The 23,621-nt window shown below is 72.2% G+C and carries 12 protein-coding genes and 1 tRNA gene; 8 read left to right on the top strand and 5 right to left on the bottom strand.

Going from position 1 to position 23,621, the window contains the following annotated elements; all coding sequences use genetic code 11:
* The first annotated feature begins 319 nt into the window (after positions 1–319).
* Positions 320–748 carry a hypothetical protein gene (locus tag LB823_RS08085; RefSeq protein WP_224646334.1) on the top strand — a complete coding sequence of 143 codons (429 nt, stop codon included), beginning with the start codon at positions 320–322 and terminating at the stop codon, positions 746–748.
* A gap of 165 nt (positions 749–913) precedes the next feature.
* On the opposite strand, the gene LB823_RS08080 is transcribed toward LB823_RS08085, so the two are convergent.
* Together LB823_RS08080 and LB823_RS08075 are read right to left on the bottom strand one after the other, a co-directional pair.
* Positions 914–1,420, bottom strand: a complete 507-nt coding sequence (locus LB823_RS08080; RefSeq protein WP_224646332.1) for a hypothetical protein — start codon at positions 1,418–1,420, stop codon at positions 914–916.
* A gap of 38 nt (positions 1,421–1,458) precedes the next feature.
* Positions 1,459–1,540, bottom strand: a tRNA-Leu gene (locus tag LB823_RS08075).
* Positions 1,541–1,626: 86 nt separating this feature from the next.
* Here LB823_RS08075 and LB823_RS08070 point away from each other — a divergent pair.
* Both LB823_RS08070 and LB823_RS08065 read left to right on the top strand, forming a co-directional pair.
* Positions 1,627–2,097, top strand: coding sequence for a hypothetical protein (locus tag LB823_RS08070; RefSeq protein ID WP_224646330.1), 471 nt, complete (start codon positions 1,627–1,629; stop codon positions 2,095–2,097).
* Positions 2,094–2,471, top strand: a complete 378-nt coding sequence (locus LB823_RS08065; RefSeq protein ID WP_224646328.1) for a DUF3817 domain-containing protein — start codon at positions 2,094–2,096, stop codon at positions 2,469–2,471. The genes LB823_RS08070 and LB823_RS08065 overlap by 4 nt, the downstream gene beginning before the upstream one ends.
* Positions 2,472–2,537: 66 nt before the next feature.
* Here the strand turns inward: LB823_RS08065 and LB823_RS08060 are convergent, their stop codons facing one another.
* Positions 2,538–4,322 (bottom strand): long-chain fatty acid--CoA ligase, encoded by a 1,785-nt coding sequence (locus LB823_RS08060; protein ID WP_224646327.1) that lies wholly within the window; start codon positions 4,320–4,322, stop codon positions 2,538–2,540.
* Between the two features lie 100 nt (positions 4,323–4,422).
* Here LB823_RS08060 and LB823_RS08055 point away from each other — a divergent pair, with 100 nt between their 5' ends.
* Together LB823_RS08055 and LB823_RS08050 are read left to right on the top strand one after the other, a co-directional pair.
* Positions 4,423–6,234, top strand: a complete 1,812-nt coding sequence (locus LB823_RS08055) for a DEAD/DEAH box helicase (protein WP_224646325.1) — start codon at positions 4,423–4,425, stop codon at positions 6,232–6,234.
* A 109-nt stretch (positions 6,235–6,343) separates the two neighbouring features.
* Positions 6,344–10,561 carry an AAA domain-containing protein gene (locus LB823_RS08050; protein WP_224646323.1) on the top strand — a complete coding sequence of 1,406 codons (4,218 nt, stop codon included), beginning with the start codon at positions 6,344–6,346 and terminating at the stop codon, positions 10,559–10,561.
* Positions 10,562–10,588: 27 nt separating this feature from the next.
* Here LB823_RS08050 and LB823_RS08045 read toward each other — a convergent pair whose 3' ends face one another.
* Positions 10,589–11,395 carry a shikimate 5-dehydrogenase gene (locus LB823_RS08045; RefSeq protein WP_224646414.1) on the bottom strand — a complete coding sequence of 269 codons (807 nt, stop codon included), beginning with the start codon at positions 11,393–11,395 and terminating at the stop codon, positions 10,589–10,591.
* Between the two features lie 78 nt (positions 11,396–11,473).
* On the opposite strand from LB823_RS08045, the gene LB823_RS08040 reads away from it, so the two are divergent.
* Entirely contained in the window at positions 11,474–12,772 is a 1,299-nt protein-coding gene (locus LB823_RS08040) for a hypothetical protein (RefSeq protein ID WP_224646321.1), read from the top strand.
* On the opposite strand, the gene LB823_RS08035 is transcribed toward LB823_RS08040, so the two are convergent.
* Entirely contained in the window at positions 12,747–13,565 is an 819-nt protein-coding gene (locus LB823_RS08035) for an NAD-dependent deacylase (protein ID WP_224646319.1), read from the bottom strand. The two genes, LB823_RS08040 and LB823_RS08035, sit on opposite strands and share 26 nt — an antisense overlap.
* Before the next feature lie 308 nt (positions 13,566–13,873).
* Here LB823_RS08035 and LB823_RS08030 point away from each other — a divergent pair, with 308 nt between their 5' ends.
* Complete coding sequence (locus LB823_RS08030; protein ID WP_224646317.1) at positions 13,874–23,170, top strand: type I polyketide synthase; 9,297 nt, start codon at positions 13,874–13,876, stop codon at positions 23,168–23,170.
* Positions 23,171–23,187: 17 nt separating this feature from the next.
* On the top strand, positions 23,188–23,613 hold the full coding sequence (locus LB823_RS08025) for a holo-ACP synthase (RefSeq protein ID WP_224646315.1): 426 nt from the start codon (positions 23,188–23,190) through the stop codon (positions 23,611–23,613).
* Positions 23,614–23,621 lie beyond the last annotated feature (8 nt).

Here is a 23,621-nt window from a genome sequence, read left to right as displayed (position 1 = left end):
GCTCGGATCCACCGGTGGGCGGTCCGAGCCACTCCTCCGAACGTAGCGGGGTGAAACTGAGTTCCTCCGAAGAGAATTCACAGGCATTCACAGGAGGCGGACGGGTTCGGCCGGGAAAACCCACTATCGCCTGGAGCTTCTTTCATGAGAAGCGACGAGGAGATCTCCGCAAACGGCATCCTCTGTTGTCCTATGTCCGCCGGTGATTGGCCGGCGGTGTGGTAGCGGCGAGTGGCGGTGCGTTGCGTGCGGGCGTGCCCGACTGTTCGGAGGCCTGCCATCTGCACTGTTGTCGATTCGGTGCGCTATGTTAAGCATCATGAACTCAGGTCATCGGTCGGAGGTCGCGGCGATCTCGGCATTCGCGCTGCCTCTCGTCGCGCTGGTGCTGCTGTCCGGCTTCAACGGCTTGAGCCCAGATCTGGTGTCGAAGGTCCGGGTGGATCTTGTGCTGATCGGCTTGGCGGTCTGCGCACTGGGCGGGTTGGGCCTGCTGTCGCTCGGTCGAGGCGCGGGGATTCTCGGCTTCGTCGCCGCCGTCGTGGTCGGGCTCTGCGACGTCGGAGCGATGATCGCCGGCGCATCTGCCCTGTCGGCGATCTCGAGCGGCGACGTACCCGGGTTCGCCGTCGGGCTCGGGCAGGTGGTGGCGGTGGCATTGGCGGCTGCAGGCGTGGCGTTCGTGGTCCACCTCGCAACCTTCACGCGGCCCGGGCGGGGCGACGGCGCACCGTCGCGCGAGGTCTGACGGCCACGCCGCACGCCGAGCGCCGCGGGGCAATCGGCAGCGCGCACCTGCGCCGGTCTCGTTGCCTTGCTGCTGATGTGGAGGATGAGTTGATCGGCGGCGGGCGCGTTCCTCGTTCCGGCCCGGAGTGCCCGAGGCGTAGGAGCTCCGGCCGGTGGCTCGACGCTAGAGCAGCGCGCGGGCGGCCGTCGCGGCCGCCGCGACGACGAGGGGGAGGCCGAACATCGCGGCCAGGCCCGTCGGGCTCAGCTGCTCGCGGACGTGGAACATGTAGTCGCCCCATCCCTCGGCCGATTCGGTTCCGCGGACGACGACCCACGACGGACGCCACCAGCACAGCACGATCCAGTCGAAGATCAGGTCGATCACGCAGAACGCGAACAGGGTCGCGAAGGCGATCCCGTAGGCCTGCAGGAACCCGGAGGCGGGGGCACCGTCGATCCAGGTGACGGTGGCGGTGAAGACCGCCCCGACGAGCGTCACCAGAAAGAGCGTTGCGAGCGCGGTGCCACGGCGCCGCTCCGCTGCGGAGAACTCGGGCATCAGGGCGCGGACGTCGGCGGGGTAGTCACCCGCGAGAGCCGCCTGGCCCCACGTGGCGCAGGCGAACAGCGCGACGGTGGGGAGGAGGAGCAGCGGCAGTGCAACGCCGAGGAAGTGCGAGAGCCACATAGGTAAACCTTACCTTAGTGACGAAGTGTTTCGGAGAGTGCGCCCGGGGGGACTTGAACCCCCACCCGTCTCCAGACAGGAACCTAAATCCTGCGCGTCTGCCAATTCCGCCACGGGCGCGTGCGGCAGTGGATGGTTCTCCGCTGCGGCGCAGGTCACGATACCGGCATTCGGACACCGCCGGGTTGACGGGTACCGTCGAGGTCGTGAAACGTCGTCGTCATCGCCCCGCGCTGATCGCGTTCGTCGTGATCGCCGCCGTGGCGTTCCTGGCGCTCGGCTGGTGGCAGTGGGGGCGCTTCGAGTCCACCGCGGGCTCCGCGCGGAACCTCGGCTACGCCCTGCAGTGGCCGCTCTTCGCCGTCGCGGCGGTCTGGGGCTACCGCCGGTTCGTGCAGCTCGAGGACGAGGCGGAGCTGCAGGACCGGCTCGTCGCCGAGGCCGAGGGAGGCGCGGATGCCGCGCCCGAGGATTCCCCCGTCGAGCGACCGGCCCTCGCGCCGCGGTCGACGGTCGCGCCCGCGGGCACGCTGACCGCGATCCCGGACGGCTTCCTGCCCACCCGGGTGGCGGCACCGTCGGCCCCCGACACCGCGCCGGACGACCCGGCGCACGACGAGTACAACAAGCTCCTCGCCGAACTGGCGGGGAGCGAGCAGACCGAGGAGAAGAAGTGACCGACGCACCCGCGCCGACGGCGGAGAAGCTGGCGGCCAAGCGCCGTGACCAGGTGGCCGCCGCGCTCAAGCGCTACCGCTTCATGGCAACCCTGACAGGTGTCATCCTCCTGGTCTTCTGTGCGGAGATGGTCTACAAGTACGCTTTGGCCCCGGCGTTCGGCTGGGAGAGCCCGGAGTGGCTGTTCTACTTCGGGGCCGTCCACGGCTGGTGCTACTTCATCTACCTGATCATCACCGTGGATCTGGGGTCGAAGGTCCGATGGCCCGCGAAGCGGTTCTTCCTCACGCTCCTCGCCGGCACGATCCCGTTCGCTTCGTTCTACTTCGAGAAGAAGAACTCGGACGAGATCCGCGCGCAGTTCGACCTCTGACGCGCCGCGAACGCGAACGCCGCCCACTCCCGCAGGGGAGGGGCGGCGTTCGTCGTCCGGGGGCGATCAGGCGTAGATCGCGTCGACCTCGTCGCCGTACTTGTCCATGACGACGTTGCGCTTGACCTTCAGCGTCGGGGTGAGCTCGCCGCCCTCGATGGTGAAGTCGGTGCTGAGCACGCTCCACTTCTTCACCTGCTCGGCCTTGGAGACCAGCGCGTTCGCGGTCCCCACGGCGGACGCGATCTCGGCGAGCAGGACGTCGTTGGCGGCGGCCTCCTCGAGCGTCATCTCGGCCGGCAGCCCGTGCGCCGCGAGCCAGCCCGGCAGCGCCTCCTGATCGAGGGTGATGAGCGCGCCGACGAAGGGCTGCTTGTCGCCCACGAGCATCGCCTGCGAGACCAGCGGGTGCTGGCGCAGCGCGTCCTCGGTCTGCGCGGGCGCGACGTTCTTGCCTGCCGCGGTCACCAGGATCTCCTTCTTGCGGCCCGTGATCGACAGGTAGCCGTCGGCGTCGAGGGAGCCCAGGTCGCCGGTGTGGAACCAGCCGTCCTGCAGCGCCTCGGCGTTCGCCTCGGGCAGGCCCCAGTAGCCGCCGAAGACGACGGGACCGCGGAGCAGGACCTCGCCGTCGTCCGCGATGGCGACCTCGTTGCCGGGCACGGGCCGGCCGACGGTGCCGATCCGCTGCTCGGTGGGCGTGTTGCAGGTGATGGCCGCGCTCGTCTCGGAGAGGCCGTAGCCCTCGTAGACGGTGACGCCGGCGCCGCGGAAGAAGTGGCCGAGGCGCGCGCCGAGCGGTGCGCCACCGGAGACGGCGCAATCGCACTGGCCGCCGAGCGCCTCGCGCAACTTGGAGTAGACCAGCTTGTCGAACAGAGCGTGCTTGAGCTTGAGCACGAGCCCGGCGCCGCCCGTGTCCCGGGCCTTGCTGAACTCGATGGAGGTGTCCACCGCAGCGTTGAAGATCTTGCCCTTGCCGGCCTCCTCGGCCTTCGCGCTCATGGTGTTGTACACCTTCTCGAAGACGCGGGGCACGCTGAGGATGTAGGTGGGCTTGAGCTCGCCGAACAGGCCCGTCAGGTTCGACAGGTCGGCCGTGTGCGCGACCCGGATCGAGTGCTGGACCGCGGCGACGGAGATGGCGCGCGCGAAGATGTGGGCGAGCGGCAGGAACATCACCGTGCTGGCGTTCTGCCCGGCCATCTTGTCCAGGCCCGCGTGGATCGCGTCGTACTCGCTGAGCAGGTTGTCGTGGGTGAGGACGACACCCTTGGGCTTGCCGGTCGTGCCCGACGTGTAGACGAGCGTCGCCTCCGCGGCGGCGTCGACGGCGGTCGCGCGCGCGAGGTAGTCCTCGTCCGAGACGCCGGCGCCGTCGGCCACCAGGGCGTCGACCAGGCCGTCCTCGATGACCCACACCTGCGTGTCGGCGGGCACGCCCGCGGCGATCCGGTCGGCCGTGGCCCGGGTGTCGGTGATGAGCGCGACGGACCCGGAGTCCGCGAGGATGTGCTCGACCTGCGCGGCCGAGTTCGACTCGTACACCGCCACCGTCGAACCGCCGACGGACCAGTTCGCGTAGTCGAGGAGCGCCCACTCGTACCGCGTGGGGCTCATGATCGCGATCCGGGTGCCCGGCGCGATCCCGCGGGCGATGAGGCCCTTACCGACCGCGGTGATCTGCTCGTTGAACTGGGCGGCGGTCACGGGCGACCAGCCGGAACCGGAGGGGCGCAGGAACAGTTCCGTCGACGGTGCCGACGACGCGAGATCGCGGACCCGCGTGGTCAGATTGTCGGACGGTGCGTGGGTCCGGGTCGGTTCCGTGGACTCGATGCGCAACTTCATCTCCTCATGCAGATAGTGGAATGAGCACAACCTATCGGAGGATGTCCGATTCCGATAGTGTTTCGCGTGCGCGGCGGATACCGCTTATGCTGGGGAAACAATGTCTGATGAATTCGGTGCTGAGCGCACCGCCCCCGCCGCCGTCGTCAACGACGCGCAGGCTCCGGAGAACGAAGCCGAACCGGTGACCTTCCTCGACCTCGGAATCGATGAGCGCGTGCTGCGCGCTCTCGCCGAGGTCGGCTACGAGAACCCCTCGCCGATCCAGGCCGCCACCATCCCGCCGCTGCTCTCCGGCAGCGACGTCGTCGGCCTCGCGCAGACCGGCACCGGTAAGACCGCCGCGTTCGCCGTGCCCGTGCTCTCCAAGATCGACGGAGACAGCCGCAAGCCGCAGGCGCTCGTGCTGGCCCCCACCCGCGAGCTCGCGCTGCAGGTGTCGGAGGCCTTCGGCAAGTACGCAGTGCACATGCCCAACATCACCGTCCTGCCGATCTACGGTGGCCAGAGCTACGGCGTGCAGCTCTCGGGCCTGCGCCGCGGCGCGCAGATCATCGTCGGTACCCCGGGCCGCGTGATCGACCACCTCTCCAAGGGCACCCTCGACCTGTCGAACCTCGAGTTCCTGGTGCTCGACGAGGCCGACGAGATGCTCACCATGGGCTTCCAGGAGGACGTCGAGCGGATCCTCGCCGACACCCCGGAGTTCAAGCAGGTCGCGCTGTTCTCGGCGACCATGCCGCCGGCGATCCGCAAGATCTCCAAAAAGTACCTGCACGACCCGGTCGAGGTCACCGTCAAGTCGAAGACGGCGACGGCGTCGAACATCACGCAGCGCTACCTGCAGGTCGCGCACCAGCGCAAGCTCGACGCGCTCACCCGCCTCCTCGAGGTGGAGGAGTTCGACGGGATGATCATCTTCGTCCGCACCAAGTCGGCCACCGAGGAGCTCGCCGAGAAGCTGCGTGCCCGCGGGCACGCGGCCGCCGCGATCAACGGCGACATCGTGCAGGCGCAGCGCGAGCGCACGATCGGCCAGCTCAAAGAGGGCAAGATCGACATCCTCGTCGCCACCGACGTCGCCGCCCGCGGCCTCGACGTCGAGCGGATCAGCCACGTCGTGAACTACGACATCCCGCACGACACCGAGTCCTACGTGCACCGGATCGGCCGTACCGGCCGTGCCGGCCGCAAGGGCGACGCCCTGCTCTTCGTGACCCCGCGCGAGCGGCACCTGTTGCGCGCCATCGAGAAGGCCACCCGGCAGCCGCTCACCGAGATGGGGCTGCCGTCGGTCGAGGACGTCAACGCGCACCGCGTGGAGAAGTTCGGCGAGTCCATCACCGAGAATCTCACCAACGACCACCTGCAGATGTTCCGCAGGCTGATCGAGGACTACGTGGGCGCCAACGACGTGCCCCTGGTCGACGTGGCCGCGGCGCTGGCGCTGCAGTCGCGCGACGGTGCCTCGTTCCTGCTCAAGCCCGATCCGCCGGAGCGCGAGCGCAACGCCCGCGACCGCAAGGACCGCGACTTCGGTGACCGCGACGCCCGGCCCGCCCGGGGCCGGGACCGGGATCACGACCGGGAGCCGTCGACCCATCGCAAGACGGGCCGCCCGATGGTGCCGTACCGGATCGCGGTGGGGAAGCGGCAGCACGCCACCCCGTCGCAGATCGTCGGCGCGATCGCCAACGAGGGCGGGCTGCGGCGCAGCGACTTCGGGCACATCAGCATCCGCCCGGATCACAGCATCGTGGAGCTGCCGGACGATCTGGACCGGGACGTCTTCGACGCGTTGGAGCGGACCCGCATCTCGGGTCAGCTGATCAACCTCGAGCGCGACCCGGGCGCACCGTCGGGCCGGCCGAGCGCGGGCAAGCAGCGTTTCCGCGCGGGCCGCAAGCGGTGACGAGCGTGTCGGCGTTTGCTCACAGATGTATTAACCTTTAGTCAAGGTGTAGCTCGACCCGGGCGCGCCGACTGTCGGCTGCGGCCGACCCGAGAGACTCGAGGAGCGCATGACCGCCGCCGGTGACCAGGGCGACGGCCCCGGTGGCCGTCGGGATCGCGTCGTCCGTCTGCTGCAGTACCTGGACGAGCTGATCCGGTCCCGGTCCGTCGTGACGCGGGACCTCGACGATCACCTCGCGGTGCTGCCGCTCACCGGCGACGGTGCCCTCACCGACAGCTGGGACGCCGACGCCAAGCCCGGCGCCACCATCTTCACGGTGCCGCGTGACGACGCCCCGGACTCGCCGCACTCCCGGCTGCTGCGCGTCTTCGACGAGCTGACCGACCACCCGGAGTCGGTGGAGCTGGTGCTCGCCTCCGGCCTGCTCACCGCCCGCGACGGTGACACCGCCATCCGCGCGCACCTCCTCACGCAGCCCGTGCTGCTCGAGCGCGACCGGCGCGGCAAGCGGCTGACGGTCGTGCTCCCGCGCGACTCCGTGCCGCGCGTCGAGGACTCGCTGCTGCTGGCCGGGCTCCCGTCCTTCGACCTCTCCGGCTCCGCCGAACTGCAGACGGAGCTGCGCGAGAACGCCCGCACCGTGCTCGATCCCGCGTGCCAGGAGTTCACGTCGACGTGGCTCGGCGCCGCGGCGAAGGACGGGGGAGCGCACGTCGAGTTCGCGCCGGCGCTCGTCCTCCGCACCCGCGGCTCGGCGCCCCTGCTCGGCTTCTACGACGCGATGAAGGCCGACGTCGCCGACCCCGAGCGCGACGTGCCGATCGGGCTCGCGCAGCTCGTCGAGGGCGTGAGCTCGGAGGAGCGGATCCGGCAGCTCGCGGTGGACGGCGCGATGAGCCCGCTCGAGCTCCTGGACGAGGCCTACTACGTGCTGCCGTCCAACGTCGAGCAGCGGGACATCCTGGCGCACATGGGCGCCGACTCCGGCGTCGTGGTCGAGGGACCGCCCGGGACCGGCAAGACCCACACCATCGCGAACCTGCTGGCCGCGCTGCTCGCCAAGGGGCAGCGCGTGCTGGTCGTCTCCGAGAAGGCGCAGGCCCTCGCCGTGCTCGAGGAGAAGCTGCCGCCGGAGGTGCGCCAGCTGGTCGTGTCCGTCACCGACGTGACCAAGGACGGCTCGGCCTCGCTCGCCGCGTCGGTCACGGAGATCGCCACCCGCAAGTCCACGTACTCCGAGGCCCTCGCCGACGCCGAGATCCGCGACCTGCGGGCCAAGCGGGACCGCGCGATCGAGCGCCGCGAGGAGCTGGTCCGCGAGGTCTGGTCGCTGCGCACCGCCGAGAGCGAGGACTCCGACTGGCTGGCGTCGGCCTACTCCGGCAAGCCGGCGGAGATCGTCGCCCAGGTCCGCCGGGACGCCGACAAGTACTCCTGGCTGCCCGGCCCCGTCGACGGCGCGGTGCCCCCGCTCGACACCCGCGATTTCGACCGCCTCGTCGCCCTGCTGCGGCGCAACGACGAGAACTTCTCGCGCCGCCTCGCGCACAACCTTCCGAACCTCTCCGAGGTCCCCGACGCCGACGAGCTCGAGGCGCTGTGCGCCACCCTCGCCGATTCCCCGTTGGCGGGCGCCGACAGCGGCGCGCTGACGCACGTCCTCGGCGGCGTCGACGCCGATCGCCTCGCCGTGATCCGGGCCCGCGCCGACCTGATCCACGAACTCGTGGGGCGGGTGCGCCGCTACCCGCCGTCCGCGCAGCTGCTGGCCGAGGACATGCTCATCGGGGACCGCGCGCACCTCGCCGCGAGGTTGGGCGGCCTGGAGGAGCAGATCGCCACGGCCCGCAACGCCGACGGCGAGCTCGAGGGCGTCGTCGTCCAGCTCAGCGACACCCCGGACGCCAACGATCGCGCCGCGATCGAGGACTACGCGCGCCACCTCTCCCTGGGCAACGAGCCGCGCAAGCGGTTCCGCAAGCCCGAGCAGAAGCAGTTCGAGGCGACCGGTCTCGGCATCGTCGTCGACGGTGTCGACGGGGCCGACAAGGCGCACCTGCGCGCCGCCGCACAGCATCTCAAGGTCGAGGACGTGATCGGCCGCGTCGGCGACGTGCTGCGCGCGCTGGGGCTCGAGGCGCCCGCGACCGACCCGTCCGGGCGCACCGCGACCCGGGGCCGCAGCGAGCGGCTCAGCCAGGCCGCCGACCAGCTGCTGCGCGCACGCACCGTCGTGCGCCTCGTCGCCGAACGGGATCGCCTGGTGGAGGCCATGCAGGCCCTCTCCGAGCACGCGCCGCGACCCAAGGACCTCGCCGAGACGGATCAGACCGCCCGCCAGGTGATCGCGATCTCCGCCGCCGCCGGTGCGCGCGACGCGCACAGCCGGCTCGACGCCATCCGGGTGCAGGTGCAGGAGATGGTCGAGCGCGGACCGTCGCCCGAGGGCGACGCGATGGTCGCCGCCCTGCGCGGCTACAAGTACCCCGCGATCCGCGACGCCCGCCGCGCCTGGGACGCCGCCCGCGCCGAGCGCGACGACCGCGGCGCGCTGGACCTCCTCGCGCTGCGCCTGCGGACCAAGGCGCCCGCCCTGTTCGACCTCGTCGCCCGCACCGCCGACGACCCCGTGTGGGACGTCCGGGTGCCCGAACTGGCCGCGGCCTGGTCGTGGCGCCGCGCGGTCACCTGGGCCGCGTCCCGCGTGCACCCCGGCGACGACGCCCAGCTCGAGGCCGACCTGCAGGCCGCGGAGCAGGACGTGGCGCACTACACCACCCGGATCGCGACGGCGAGCGCGTGGCGGCAGTGCCTGCGCCGCATGACCTTCGACGAGATCCAGGCGCTGCACGCCTACCGCGACCATGTCTCCTCGATCGGGCGCGGCTCCGGCCGGCACGCCGAGCGCTTCCGCGTCGCGGCGCGCGAGGCGATGCGGCAGGCGCAGTCCGCCGTCCCCGCGTGGATCATGCCGATCTCGCAGGTCGTCGCGTCGATCTCCCCGGAGCGCAACGCCTTCGACGTGGTCATCGTCGACGAGGCCAGCCAGGCCGACATCACCAGCTCCTTCCTGCTGTGGCTCGCTCCGCGCGTGATCGTCGTGGGCGACGAGAACCAGTGCGCGCCCTCGGCGTTCACCGGCGTCAGCCTCGACGACGTCTTCGCCCGGTTGGACGCCCAGCTGCCCGACATCCCGCCCTACCTGCGCGACTCGCTGACCCCGCGGTCCAGCCTGTTCACCCTGCTGCGCACCCGCTTCGGGCACACCGTGCGGCTCCGCGAGCACTTCCGGTGCATGCCGGAGATCATCGACTTCAGCTCGCGGCAGTTCTACAGCGATGCGCCGCTGATCCCGGTGCGGCACTACGGCGCCGACCGCCCCGTCCCCCTGCGCGTCACGCACGTGCCGAAGGCGAAGGTCGTGGGCGAGGGCGCGCGGATCAGCAACCCGACGGAGGCGCAGGCCATCGTCGACCAGTTGGTGCGCTGCTTCGCCGACCCGCTCTACGCCGGACGCACCTTCGGCGTGATCGCGCTGCAGGGCCAGGGGCAGGTCGACGAGCTGTACCGGCGGCTGCGCGAGAGCATCGACCCCGACGAGTGGGACGCCCGTCGCCTGCGCGTGGGTACGCCCCCCGACTTCCAGGGCGACGAGCGTGACGTCGTGCTCCTGTCGATGGTCGTCGCGCCGGACTACCGCTTCCGCGCGCTGACCGGCCGCGACTTCCAGCGCCGGTTCAACGTCGCCGCGTCCCGCGCCCGCGATCAGCTGTGGCTGTTCACGTCCGTCGACGAGCAGGACCTCAAGGCGAACGACCTGCGCGCCTCGCTGCTGCGCTACGTCACCCGTGCGGACGTCGAAGTGGCGCAGCCGATGCCGCCCGACGTGCCGACGGATCGTCGCGTCGAGCCCTTCGACAACCTCTTCGAGCAGCAGGTCTTCGTGCGGCTGCGCGACATGGGCTACCACGTCAACCCGAAGGTCGTGGTGAACAACCGCTCCATCGACCTCGTGGTCACCGGCGAGCAGGGCCGGCTCGCCGTCGAGTGCGACAGCGCCGACTTCGCCTCGACGCCCGAGCAGGCCCGGTCCGACATCGAGCGCGAGCGCGAGCTCCGACGGTGCGGCTGGGAGTTCGTCCGCGTCCGCGAGTCCGTCTTCGCGACCGACGCCGACGCCGCGATGTCCGTCGTGGTGCAGGCGCTGGACCGCCGGGGCGTCCGCCCGCTGACCCTGCAGCGCGCCCTCACCGTCGGCGAGCGCGCCGACGACGGCTCCGTCGAGCTGTGGGAGCCCGTCGGGCTCGACATCGATACGGAGTAGGCCGCCCGACACCCGGGCGACCCCGGATCAGGCGCGCGAGTACTCCGACGCCACCCGGACCAGCTCGGGGTCGGGGCGGACGCCCGTGTAGAGCACGAACTGCTCCGCGGCCTGCAGCGCGATGACCTCCGCACCGGTGATCACCGTCGTGCCCGCGGCGCGCCCGGCCCGCACCAGCGGCGTCTCGGGCGGCATCGCCACCACGTCGAAGACGGTGTCCGCCGCCGCGATGAGCGCCGCCGGGAAGGAGAGGTCCTCGGCCGCCGGACCGCCCGCCATGCCGACGGGTGTCGCGTTGACGAGGACCCGCGCACCGTCGGGCGCCTCGGTCGCGTGTCGGAAGCCGTACAGGTCCGCGAGCGCGGAACCGGCGCCCGCGTTGCGGGCCACCACGGTCACGTCGGCGCAGCCGTGGTCGCGCAGGGCGGCGACCACGGCCTTCGCCATGCCGCCCGAGCCGCGGACCGCGACGGGGAGCGTCGGATCGACGCCGTGCGAGGCCAGCAGGGAGGCGACCGCGGCGTAATCGGTGTTGTACGCGTGCAGCACGCCGTCCTCGTTGACGATCGTGTTGACCGAGTCGATCGCACTCGCCGACGGCTCCATCACGTCGACCAGCTCGATCACGGCCTCCTTGAACGGCATCGAGATCGCGCAACCCCGCACGCCGAGCGCCCGCACGCCGCCGATGGCCGCGGGCAGGTCCGAGGTGGTGAAGGCCTTGTAGAGGTAGTTCAGGCCGAGCTCGCGGTACAGGTAGTTGTGGAACCGGGTGCCGATGCTGCTGGGTCGGCCGGACAGCGACATGCACAGCACGGTGTCGCGGTCGGGCATGGCGATCGAGTCGTTCACCCCGCTCACCCTAATCCGGCGGATCGGGAACCGCGGGCGCACCTGGTGCGTCCAATTGATGTGACGGATTTCCAGGGCATCGGTCAGACCGCGTGGGAGCAGATGTCGGTCTCCGAGATACGGCACTTCGCGCGCGGGCTCTCCGGTTCGGGGGTCGCGGCGGACGCGCGTGCGATCGGCAGCGCGGGGAACTCGCACGCCGACAGCCTGGCGGAGCTGCAGCGCGACGCGGGTCTCCTGAGCGCCCGCTGGCGCGGCGAGGCCAAGGACCAGTCGTACGTCGAGATCGGCCAGTACACCGACCGCGCGTACACGAACGCCGTCGCGCTGCGCCGGCTGGTGGGCGACGTCGAGGATCTGTCCGACACCGCGACGACCACGAACGGGAAGTTCAGCGACCTGCCCGATCCGCCCTCCCGCGACGAGGCGTGGTCGAACTCCGGCTATCGGAACCAGGTCGCGGAGAGCGTGCGCAGCACCTACTCCGCGCCGGTCCAGACATCCGCGTCCACCCTGCCGCTGGGCGAGAGCCGCGGCCGCACCGACTTCCGCCACGTCGGGCCCGCGGCGACCAAGAACAACGCCGCGGGCACCGGGGCGCCGACGGAGCCCGGGACGGTGTCCCCGACCGACGGCGCCGGCGCGGGCGACGGCGGGACGACGGACACGGGCACCGGTGCCGGGACCGACACGGCGGTGACCGGGACGGACCCCGTCGACACTGCGACGACGGGCACGGACACCGCCGCGGACGAGACCGGCACCGGCACGGGAACGGGGACGGGGACGGGTGGCGGCGCGGGAACGGGGAGCGGCACCGGCGGCGGCGACACCGGCGCGGGCGCGGGCGAGGGGCTCGGGGGTGGCAGCGACCCGACGACGGACGACGCGACCTACGATCCGCTCGCCGACACCGCGACGCCGTCGTCGCTGCTCTCGCCGTCCACGGGCGTCCCCGTCACGTCTGCGGCCCGCACCGGCGCCGGGCTGTCGGGGATCGGCGGCCGCGGCGACGTCGGGCGCACCGCCTCGCCGCTCGGCCTGCGGCAGGACGCCGCGGTCGCGCGATCCGCGGCGCCGCAGGTCGGAACGGGAGCGACCACCACGGGCGCGCGGCCCTCGACGGGGCCCTACGGCATGCCGGCGGCCGGCGCGGGCGCGCAGCGCGGTCAGGGCGACGGCCGGCACCGGCTGCCCGCGTACCTCATCGATCGGAAGAACGGCGAGGAGATCGTGGGCGGCATGCCGCTGGTCGGCCCCGGCGTCATCGGCCAGTGGAAGTCCGACAGTCCGCCGGACTCCCCGCGCCCGCAGGCGCCTTCGGCGCCGCCCGCTACTGGCGAGCCGCGCCCGCGTTGATCGCCGCGACCAGGGCGGGCAGCGTCGTCGCGGCGGTGCCCCGCCAGTGGTACGAGGCGGCCTCGCTGAGTGGCGTGGCCTCCGGGTTGATCTCGATCACCGGGATCCCCGCCGCGAGCGCCGTCTCCGGCAGTCGCGCCGCGGGGTAGACGATGTTCGACGTGCCGATCACGAGCACCACGTCGGCCATGACCACCGCGGCCTCGGCGCGGCTCCACGCGTCCATGGGCAGCGGCTCGCCGAACCAGACGATGCCGGGCCGCACCAGCGACAGACAGTGCATGCAGGTGGGCGGCGTGGCGCGCAGCGTCGGCTCCACGTCGGCGTCGTCGGGGAGGAACGCGTCCGCCCCGAGGTAGGGCGTGCCGCAGTGCTCGCAGCGCGGCGCGAACAGGCTGCCGTGCAGGTGCGAGATGACCCGCGAGCCGGCCCGCTCGTGCAGGTCATCGACGTTCTGCGTGACGATCGAGACGGTGCGGTGCGAGGCCAGCTCGGCGAGGGCGATATGACCGTCGTTGGGATCGGCCTGCCGCGCGACGTGCGCGCGCCACTGGTACCAGCCCCAGACCAGGGCGTTGTCGCGGCTCCAGCCGTCGACGGAGGCGATCGCCTCCGGGTCGTACTGCTCCCAGAGACCCGTCTGCGCCTCGCGGAACGTGGCGATGCCGGATTCGCGGCTCATGCCCGCGCCGGTGAGCACCGCGATGGACTCGGCGGAACGCACCAACTCCGCCACGGCGGCGGGGACGGGGATTGCGGCGGGGCGGTCGGAAGGGTGCATTCCGGGCTGCATCGGCACAGACTACCGACCGTCGACGGGGCGATGGGGTAGGTAACGATTCGATAACAACTGCTACTCGCGGGAAACATCGGTGATCGTGGTCACGTGGTGGTGGACCTGCGTGGATTCATGGGTGTATCGGCAGTCGGATACACCCGTGAATCGATATCTCCAAGCTACTCGCCGGTATACCGACTGGTTACATATCTGCACGTCAGAGGTAGTGCGAATCCTGTGGTCTCATGGAATACGGGTTTTCCGCGGGCCTGCCGCGGACGTGCCGTCATAGCGGCGCGCAGCGAGCTGATCCGAGGAGATTCATGACTGTCGACGACTTCGTCACCGCCAATGCACGCACCGCCAAGGGACCGCGGAGCAACGACGCGCTGGTGGACAGGTTGGCAGCGGGGGAGCAGTACGCGCTCACCTTCGGCGGCCAGGGCGGCCCCTGGCTGCCCGGTCTGGTCTCGCTCCTGGAGCAGACCGGCCTGGCCGACGATCCCGAGTACCGCGACCTCTTCGACGGCTTCGTCGCGCGCGCCGACAGCGTGCTCGAGCCCGTCCGCGCCGAGCTGCTCCGGGCGCAGGCCCTGACCTTCGACCCGATGCGCTGGCGCGACGCCTCGATCGCCGCCTCCGAGGCCGAGACCACCGACGAGGACGAGGACCAGGCGCAGGCCGCCGCGGGTCCGTCGGCGCGCCGGCTGCTCGCCCCGCAGGTCGACGGTGCCGTCTTCTCCGTGCCCGGCGTGCTGTTCGCGCAGCTCGTCGCCCTGTACGGCCTCGAGGCCCAGGGCCTCGACCCGTGGGACGTGCCGCCCGTCGCCGCCATCGGCCACTCGCAGGGCCTGCTCGCCGTCTCCGCCTTCGCCTCGCGCGGCAACGAGGGTGACCTCCTCGCCATCGCGCGCCTCATCGGCGCCGCGGGCCGCGTCGTCGCCCGCCGCAAGGGCCTCGTCGCCCTCGGCGGCGCCACCCCGATGATGGCCGTCACCGGCGTCCGCCGGGACAAGCTCGAGAAGCTGCTCGCCGACTTCACCGCGACTGTCGCCTTCGACGCCTGCGGCCCCGTGCTCGCGGTGCGCAACAACCGCAACTCCTTCGTGCTCACCGGCACCCCGAAGCTGCTCGCCGGCTTCCGCGAGTTCTGCGAGTCCGTCGCCGAGGCCGAGGAGGAGCAGCGCAAGGAGAAGCTCACCGGCGGCGCCGCCTTCGCGCCGAAGTTCGAGGACGTCGCGGTCGACATCGGCTTCCACCACCCCGCCCTCGCCGACGGCGTCGGCCTGGTCACGGAGTGGGCCGAGCGCTGCGGCCTCGACGCCGCCACCGCCGCCCGCCTCGCCGCGGCCGTCCTCGTGGAGCCCGTGGACTGGGTCGACGAGGTCGACGGCGCGATCGGCAAGGGCGCCCGCTGGCTCATCGATCTCGGCCCCGAGGACATCGCCACCAAGCTCTCCGCAGCCCCCGCGCGCGGCCGCGGCGTCGGCCTCGTGCCCGCCACCACGCTGCGCGGCGCCCGCAACCTCTTCTCGCCCGGCGGCGTGCCGGAGCTCCCGCTCGCCTGGTCGGAGTTCTCGCCGCGCCTGGTGACCCTGCCCGACGGCCGCACCGTGCTGTCCACCCGCTTCACCGAGCTCACCGGCCGCAGCCCCATCCTGCTCGCCGGCATGACCCCGACCACCGTCGATCCCGGCATCGTCGCCGCGGCCGCCAACGCCGGCCACTGGGCCGAGCTGGCGGGCGGTGGCCAGGTGACCGAGCCGATCTTCGCCGACAACGTCGAGAAGCTGACCGCGCTCCTCGAGCCGGGCCGCGCCGCGCAGTTCAACTCGCTCTTCCTCGACCCGTACCTGTGGAAGCTGCAGCTCGGCGGCAAGCGCATCGTGCAGAAGGCCCGCGCCGCGGGCGCCCCGCTCGACGGCGTGATCATCACCGCCGGCATCCCCGAGCTGGAGGAGGCCACGGCCCTCGTCGAGGAGCTCACCGAGGCCGGCATGCGGCACGTCGCCTTCAAGCCGGGCACCGTCGAGCAGATCCGCCAGGTGGCGCGCATCGCCGCCGAGGTCCCGCAGTTCCCCGTGATCGTGCACGTCGAGGGCGGCAAGGCCGGCGGCCACCACTCCTGGGAGGACCTCGACGAGCTGCTGCTCGTGACCTACGCCGAGCTCCGCGACCGCAACAACGTCGTCCTCGCGGTCGGCGGCGGCATCGGCACGCCCGAGCTGGCGGCCCAGTACCTCTCCGGCGAGTGGTCGCGCAAGTACGGCGCCCCCGCGATGCCCGTCGACGGCATCCTCGTCGGCACCGCCGCGATGGCGACGCTCGAGGCCACGACGTCGGACGACGTCAAGCGCCTGCTCGCCGAGATCCCCGGCACCCCCGCCTGGATCGGCGCCGGCCACGCCGGCGGCGGCATGGCGTCGGGCCGCAGCCAGCTGGGCGCCGACATCCACGAGATCGACAACACCGCCTCCGCGTGCGGCCGCCTGCTCGACGAGGTCGCCGGTGACGGCGACGCCGTGGCCGAGCGCCGCGACGAGATCGTCGCCGCGATGGCCGGCACCGCCAAGCCCTACTTCGGCGACGCCGACGCGATGACCTACGCGCAGTGGCTCGAGCGCTACCTCGAGCTCTCGGTCGGCACCCGCGAGCAGCTCGCCGCCGCCGACGCGAGCCGCTTCGGCGACTACGGCTGGCTGGACATCACCCACCAGGACCGCTTCCTGTCGATGCTGCACCGCGCCGAGGCCCGCCTCGCGCCCGAGGACCGCGGACCCATCGAGACCGGCTTCGCGGACGTCACCGCGACCGACGACGCCTACGCCGCGCTCGATCGGCTCCTGCAGCGCTACCCGGAGGCGGCCGACACCCGCCTGCACCCGGCCGACGTGCCCTTCTTCGTCTCGCTGTGCCGCACCCCCGGCAAGCCGGTGAACTTCGTGCCCGTCGTCGACAAGGACGTCCGCCGCTGGTGGCGCTCCGACTCGCTGTGGCAGGCGCACTCACCGCGCTACTCGGCCGACGAGGTGTGCATCATCCCCGGCCCGGAGGCCGTCGCCGGCATCACCCGCGTCGACGAGCCCGTCGGCGACCTGCTCAACCGCTTCGAGGCCGAGCTGGTCCGCCGCCGCCTCGGCGAGGGCGTTGTCGCGGAGGCCGTCGCCGGCCGCCGCGTCGTGCCGGGCGTCCAGTCCGTGCCGCTCGCGCGGGCCCTGGCCGCCACGAACATCCTGTGGGCCGGCCGCCTCGTGCACAGCCCGATCGCCCGCCTGGGCGCCGGCAGCACCTGGACCGTCGAGGCCGACGGTGACTCCGCCCTGCAGGCCGCCACCGGCGCCCGCCTGCGCGTGACGGGCGCGAACTCCGTCGTCCTGGAGATCCCGGTGTCGGGTACCGATCTCGTCATCCCGATCCAGGTCCCGGACAGCTGCGCCGACGGCGGCGTTCCCGTGATCGAGCTCGGCGCTGCCAGCGAGTCCATGTCGAAGCTGGTGGCCCTGGCCGCCGCGGGCGACCTGCCCGCCGTCGCCGACGGTGCCGCGACCATCGACTTCGAGTTCCGCGCCGAGGACGCCGCCGACCACGCGGCGATCACCGCGGACAGCCTTCCCGTCGGCCTGTCGGCCCTGTACGGCGACGAGCAGCTGGCCGTGCCGGACGCCTTCGTCGGCCTGTGCTGGCCCGCGTCCTTCGCCGTGGTCGGCGCCGCCACCACGGCCGAGGGCCGCCCCGTCGTCGAGGGCATGCTCGACCTGGTGCACCTCGACCACGCGATCGAGCTGGCCGCGAACCCGACGCCAGGCGTGTACCGCGCGACCGCGCGCCTCGAGGACGTGACCGCCACCGACATCGGCACCGTGGTCACCGTCGGCATCGACGTCCGCGCCCCGGGCGCCGACGCCCCGGCGGTCGTCATGACCGAGCGCTTCGCGATCCGCGGCCGCACCGGCGCCGCCGAGCTGGCCGACCCGCAGCCCGCGGGCGGCGCGCGCGGCGAGACCGCCACCGAGACCCCGCGCAAGCGACTCCGCCAGGCCGTCGTCAACGCCCCGCAGGACATGAGCGGCTTCGCCGCCGTCTCCGGCGACCACAACCCGATCCACACCTCGCAGGTCGCCGCCAGCCTGGCCGGCCTGCCCGGCCCGATCGTCCACGGCATGTGGCTCTCGGCCGCCGCGCAGCAGGTGGCCTCCGCCTCCAACGGCGACGTCATGCACCGCAAGATCCGCGGCTGGACCACGCGCTTCCTCGGCATGGTCCTCCCGGGCGACGAGGTGCAGTTCACCGTCGAGCGCGTCGGCATCGACCGCGGCGGCGAGCTGCTCGAGGTCACCGCGCGGGTCGGCGACGATCTCGTGATGGCCGCGTCGGCCGTGGCCTTCCCGGCCGTCACCGCGTACGTCTTCCCGGGACAGGGCATCCAGGGCAAGGGCATGGGGCTGAACCAGCGCTCGCGCAGCAAGGCCGCGCGCGAGGTCTGGGACGCAGCGGACGCGCACACCCGCGAGAACCTGGGCTTCTCCATCCTCGCCGTGGTCCGCGACAACCCGCTGTCGATCCGCGCGAACGGCACCGTCTACACCCATCCCGACGGTGTGCTGTACCTGACCGAGTTCACCCAGGTTGCGATGGCGACCGTGGCCTGCGCGCAGCTCGCCGAGCTCACCGAGATCGGCGCCCGCGTCGACGATCCGATCATCGCCGGCCACTCCGTGGGCGAGTACAACGCGCTGGCCTCCGCCGGCGTGCTGCCGCTCGGCACGATCCTCGAGACCGTCTTCCACCGCGGCCGCATCATGCAGCAGCTGGTGCCCCGCGATGAACAGGGCCGCAGCCCCTACGCGATGGCCGCGCTCCGCCCCGAGCTCTTCGACGTCGACGACGCCGAGATCTCCGACTGGGTCGAGGGCAACCTCGAGGGCGCCGACGAGTTCGCCGAGATCGTCAACCTCAACCTGCGCGGCGCGCAGTACGTCGTGGTCGGCAACCAGGCCGGGCTCGACGCGCTGGAGAAGGCGATCGCCGAGCGCACGGGCAGCCCGAAGGCCTTCCAGCTGGTGCCGGGCATCGACATCCCGTTCCACTCCTCGGTCCTGCGCGACGGCGTGCCGGAGTTCGCCGCGCGCCTGCAGGAGCTGGTGCCCGCCGAGTTCGACTACACCAAGCTCGTCGGCAAGTACCTGCCGAACCTGGTGGCCCGCCCGTTCGAGCTGACCGCCGACTTCGCGGTCTCGATCCTCGACGTGGTGCCCAGCGAGCCGGTGCGTGAGCTCGTCGCCGACTGGGACGCGGCCGCCGCGAACCCGATGGCCACGGCCCGCACGCTGCTCATCGAGCTGCTGGCGTGGCAGTTCGCCAGCCCGGTCCGGTGGATCGAGACGCAGGATCAGCTGCTCATCGACACCGACCACGGCGGCCTGGGCGTTGAGCGGTTCATCGAGGTGGGCCTCGCGTCCGCCCCGACGCTCGCGAACCTCGCCAGCCGCACCCTGGCCCTGGCCTCGTACCAGCGCGCCGCCGCGACGGTGCTCAACGCTGAGCGCGACGCCGCGAAGGTCTTCGCGACCGACGAGGACGTGGAGGAGGACGAGGGCACCGACGCGCCCGCCGAGGCCGCGGCGCCCGCCGCTGCCGCCCCGGCCGCAGCACCCGCTGCCGCACCGGTGGCGAGCGCACCGTCGGGCGGCCCCCGCCCGGCCGACCTCGGCTTCGACGCCGCGGACGCCACCCGCGCCATGATCGCGATCTGGACCAAGATGCGTCCGGACCAGCTGGAGAAGACCGACACCATCGAGACGTTGTGCGACGGCGTGAGTTCGCGCCGCAACCAGCTGCTCCTCGACCTGGGCAGCGAGCTCAACCTCGGCGCCATCGACGGTGCCGCGGAGGCCGACCTGCCCACGCTGGCCGGCACGGTCACCAAGCTGGCGCGCACCTACAAGCCGCTCGGCCCGGTGCTCTCGGAGACCGTCGGCAACCAGCTGCGCAAGCTGCTGGGCTCCACCGGCAAGCGTCCGAACTACATCACCGAGTACGTCACCGGCACGTGGGAGCTCGGCCCGGGCTGGGCCCAGCACACCGTGCTCGCGCTGGCCACCGGCACCCGCGAGGGCGCCTCGGTCCGCGGCGGCGACCTCGCGACGCTGCTCGACGGTGCCGTCTCCAACGCGGCAGCGCTCGACGCGCTGATCGACCGCGCGGTCGCCGAGGTCGGCGCCGCGCAGGGCGTGCCGGTCGGCAAGCCCTCCGCCGGCGGCGGGGGCGGCGGCGCGACCGTCGACGCCGCGGCGCTCGCCGAGTTCACCTCCGCGATCACGGGGGAGGACGGCGCGCTCGCCGCGTCGGCCCGCGTGCTGCTGCAGAAGCTGGGCCTGGGGACCGTCGAGGGCGGACTGCCCTCGCTCGACGACGAGTCGGAGCGGCTCGCCGCGCTGATCGCCACCGAGCTGGGCGACGACTGGGCGAACGCGGTCGCGCCGGCCTTCGACGCCAACAAGGCCGTCCTCATCGACGACCGCTGGGCCAGCGCCCGCGAGGACCTGCTCCGCGTGTGGAACATGGACCCGGCGACCTTCCCGACCTACAGCAAGCACATCCTGGAGACCGCCAAGGGCGCCGGCAAGGCGCTGCAGGACCAGGCGCAGTGGTGGGAGAAGAAGGCCACCGAGGCCGGCCGCACCGAGCACGCCCGGGCGTACGCCTTCCTCTCCGGCCTGGCCAAGAGCAGCCCGGAGCCGGGCGTCTACGCGGGTGAGGTCGCCGTCGTCACGGGCGCCTCCGCCGGGTCGATCGCCGCGGCGGTGGCCGCGCGCCTGCTCGCGGGCGGCGCGACGGTGATCGCGACGACCAGCCGGCTCGACGACAAGCGCCTCGACTTCTTCAAGGAGCTCTACCGCACCAGCGCCCGGACCGACGCCGCCCTGTGGATCGTCCCGGCGAACATGGCGAGCTACGCCGACGTCGACGGGCTCGTCGAGTGGATCGGTGAGCGCCAGGCCGAGACCGTGGGCCCGTACACCACGGTCCACAAGGAGGCCCTGGTCCCGACGATGCTGTTCCCGTTCGCGGCGCCCCGCGTCTCGGGCGACATGTCGGACGCCGGGCCGCGCGCCGAGCTCGAGATGAAGATCCTGCTGTGGTCGGTCGAGCGGCTCATCGCCGGCCTCGCCGCCATCGGCAAGGACACCGACCTGGCCTCGCGGCTGCACGTCGTGCTCCCGGGCTCCCCGAACCGCGGCATGTTCGGCGGCGACGGCGCCTACGGCGAGTCGAAGGCCTCCCTGGACGCCCTCGTCACCCGCTGGAACGCCGAGAAGTCCTGGTCGGAGCGGGTCACCCTGGCCCACGCGATCATCGGCTGGGTCCGTGGCACGGGCCTCATGGGCGGCAACGACCCGCTGGTCGAGGCCGTCGAGGCGGCCGGCGTGCGCACCTGGTCGACCTTCGAGATGGCCGACAAGCTGCTCGCGAACGCCAGCGCCGAGGCGCGGGAGCGGGCCGCGACGGCCCCGCTGTTCGACGACCTCACCGGCGGCCTGGGCGGTGTGAACCTGGACATGAAGGCGCTCGCCGAGCAGGCCATGGAGGCCCGCCTCGCCGAGGCCGCCGAGGCCGAGGACGAGGGCACCATCGCGGCCCTCCCCGGTGCCCCGGTCGCCACGCTGCGCGAGCCGGACTGGGACGCCATCGAGGCCCGGCCCGAGGACATGGTCGTCATCGTCGGCGCCGGCGAGGTCGGCCCGTACGGCAGTTCGCGCACCCGCTTCGAGATGGAGGTCGACGAGCGGCTCTCCGCCGCGGGCGTCGCCGAGCTCGCCTGGGTGACCGGCATGATCACCTGGGAGAACGACCCGGAGCCGGGCTGGTACGACGCCGAGTCGGGCGACCTCGTGCCCGAGGCCGAGCTGGCCGACAAGTACCACGACGCGGTCGTGGAGCGCTGCGGCATCCGCGAGTTCAGCGACGACGGCGACATCATCGACCAGACGGCTCCGCTGCTGGTGTCCGTCTTCCTGCCCGAGGACATGTCCTTCGTGGTGGCGAACGAGGCGGAGGCCCGCGCCTTCGTCGACGCCGATCCGGAGAACACCGTCGCCGTGCCGATGGAGACGGGGGAGTGGCGGATCACCCGCAAGGCCGGCACCGAGATCCGCGTGCCGCGCCGCACCAGGCTGCTGCGCAGCGTGGGCGGGCAGATCCCGGACGGCTTCGACCCCACGCACTGGGGCATCACGCCCGAGATGATCGAGTCGGTCGACCGCCTGGCCCTGTGGAACCTGGTCGCCACCGTCGACGCCTTCATCTCCGCGGGCTTCGAGCCGGCCGAGCTGATGGAGTACGTGCACCCCTCGCACGTCGCCAACACGCAGGGCACGGGCATGGGCGGCATGAGCTCGATGCGCGACCTGTTCATCAACACCCTGCTGGGCGAGCCGAACCAGAACGACATCCTGCAGGAGGCCCTGCCGAACGTCGTCGCCGCGCACGTCGTGCAGAGCTACATCGGCAGCTACGGCGCGATGATCCACCCCGTGGCGGCCTGCGCCACGGCGGCGGTCTCGGTCGAGGAGGGCGTCGACAAGATCAAGGTCGGCAAGGCCCTGTTCGCGGTGACCGGCGGCTTCGACGACCTGTCGATCGAGGGCATCACAGGCTTCGGCATGATGCAGGCGACCGCGGACAGCGAGAAGATGCTGGCCAAGGGCATCAGCCCCCGCCGCTTCTCCCGCGCCAACGACCGCCGTCGCGGCGGCTTCGTCGAGTCCAACGGCGGCGGCACCGTCCTCCTGGCCCGCGGCGACGTCGCGGCGAAGATGGGCCTGCCGGTGCTCGGCGTGGTGGCCTGGGCGCAGAGCTTCGGCGACGGCGTGCACACCTCCATCCCGGCGCCGGGCATGGGCGCGCTGTCCGTGGCCGCCGGCGGCCCGGAGGCCCCGATGGCCCGCAGCCTGCGGCAGCTGGGTGTCGCGGCGGACGACGTCTCGATCATCAGCAAGCACGACACGTCGACCAACGCGAACGACCCGAACGAGGCGAACCTGCACGAGCGGATCGCCGCGTCGATCGGTCGCTCCGAGGGCGCCCCGATGTTCGTGGTCTCGCAGAAGTCGCTGACGGGTCACGCCAAGGGCGGCGCCGCCGCCTTCCAGCTGATCGGCATGTGCCAGATGCTCAACGAGCAGGTGCTCCCGCCGAACCGCAGCCTCGACTGCGTCGATGACGAGATGCGGAAGTTCCCGCACCTCGTCTGGCTGCGGGAGACGCACCGGTTCGACGAGGGCTTCCGTCCCAAGGCGGGCCTGCTGACCTCGCTCGGCTTCGGCCACGTCTCGGGCCTCATCGCGGTCGTGCACCGCGACGCCTTCCTGGCCTCGCTCGACCCGGCGGCGCGCGCCGAGTACCTGGCGGCGGCGCGGGAGCGCGAGGTCGCGGGTCGGCGCGCGGTGCTCTCGGCGATGTGCGGCCGGTCGGGCCTGTACCGCAAGCCCCCGGCGGGCCGGCGCTTCGGCGCCGACGCGACCTCGGAGGCGACGGACCGGACCGAGGCGGCCCTGCTGCTCGACGAGGCCGTGCGGCTGGGACCCGACGGCACGTACTGCGCCGACGGATGCCGGTAGCCCGATAGGCTTCCGCCATGGCCGTGGTGGGAGTCGGGATCGACGTGGTGCACGTGCCCGGGTTCGCGGAGCAACTCGCGCAACCCGGGACCACGATGCTCTCGTCGTTCAGTCCCGCCGAACGACGGGACGCCGCGGGCGACGTGCGCTCTCTGGCCGCCCGGTGGGCGGCCAAAGAGGCCGTCTTCAAGGCGTTCTCGTCGGGCTTCTACGCCCAGCGGCCGGCCGAGAAGGAGGTCGGCGCGCGGGAGGTGGAGGTGGTCTCCGATGCTTGGGGACGCCCGGCGGTACGGGTGTACGGCCGCATAGCGGCCGATCTCGGGCCGGGTGCGACGATCCATGTGTCACTCACCCACGACGGTGACACCGCGGCGGCGTTCGCGGTGATCGAGAGAACTGAAGAGCGCGACGGTCCGGTAGGGACCGAGTCGCGCACCGGATAGAGCCGAAA

Origin of the sequence: Tsukamurella sp. M9C (assembly GCF_020169415.1) — a bacterium.
In the GTDB taxonomy this organism is placed as follows: Bacteria; Actinomycetota; Actinomycetes; order Mycobacteriales; family Mycobacteriaceae; genus Tsukamurella.
Note: the sequence above shows the minus strand (reverse complement) of the source record. Positions and strands in the feature narration are given on the sequence as shown.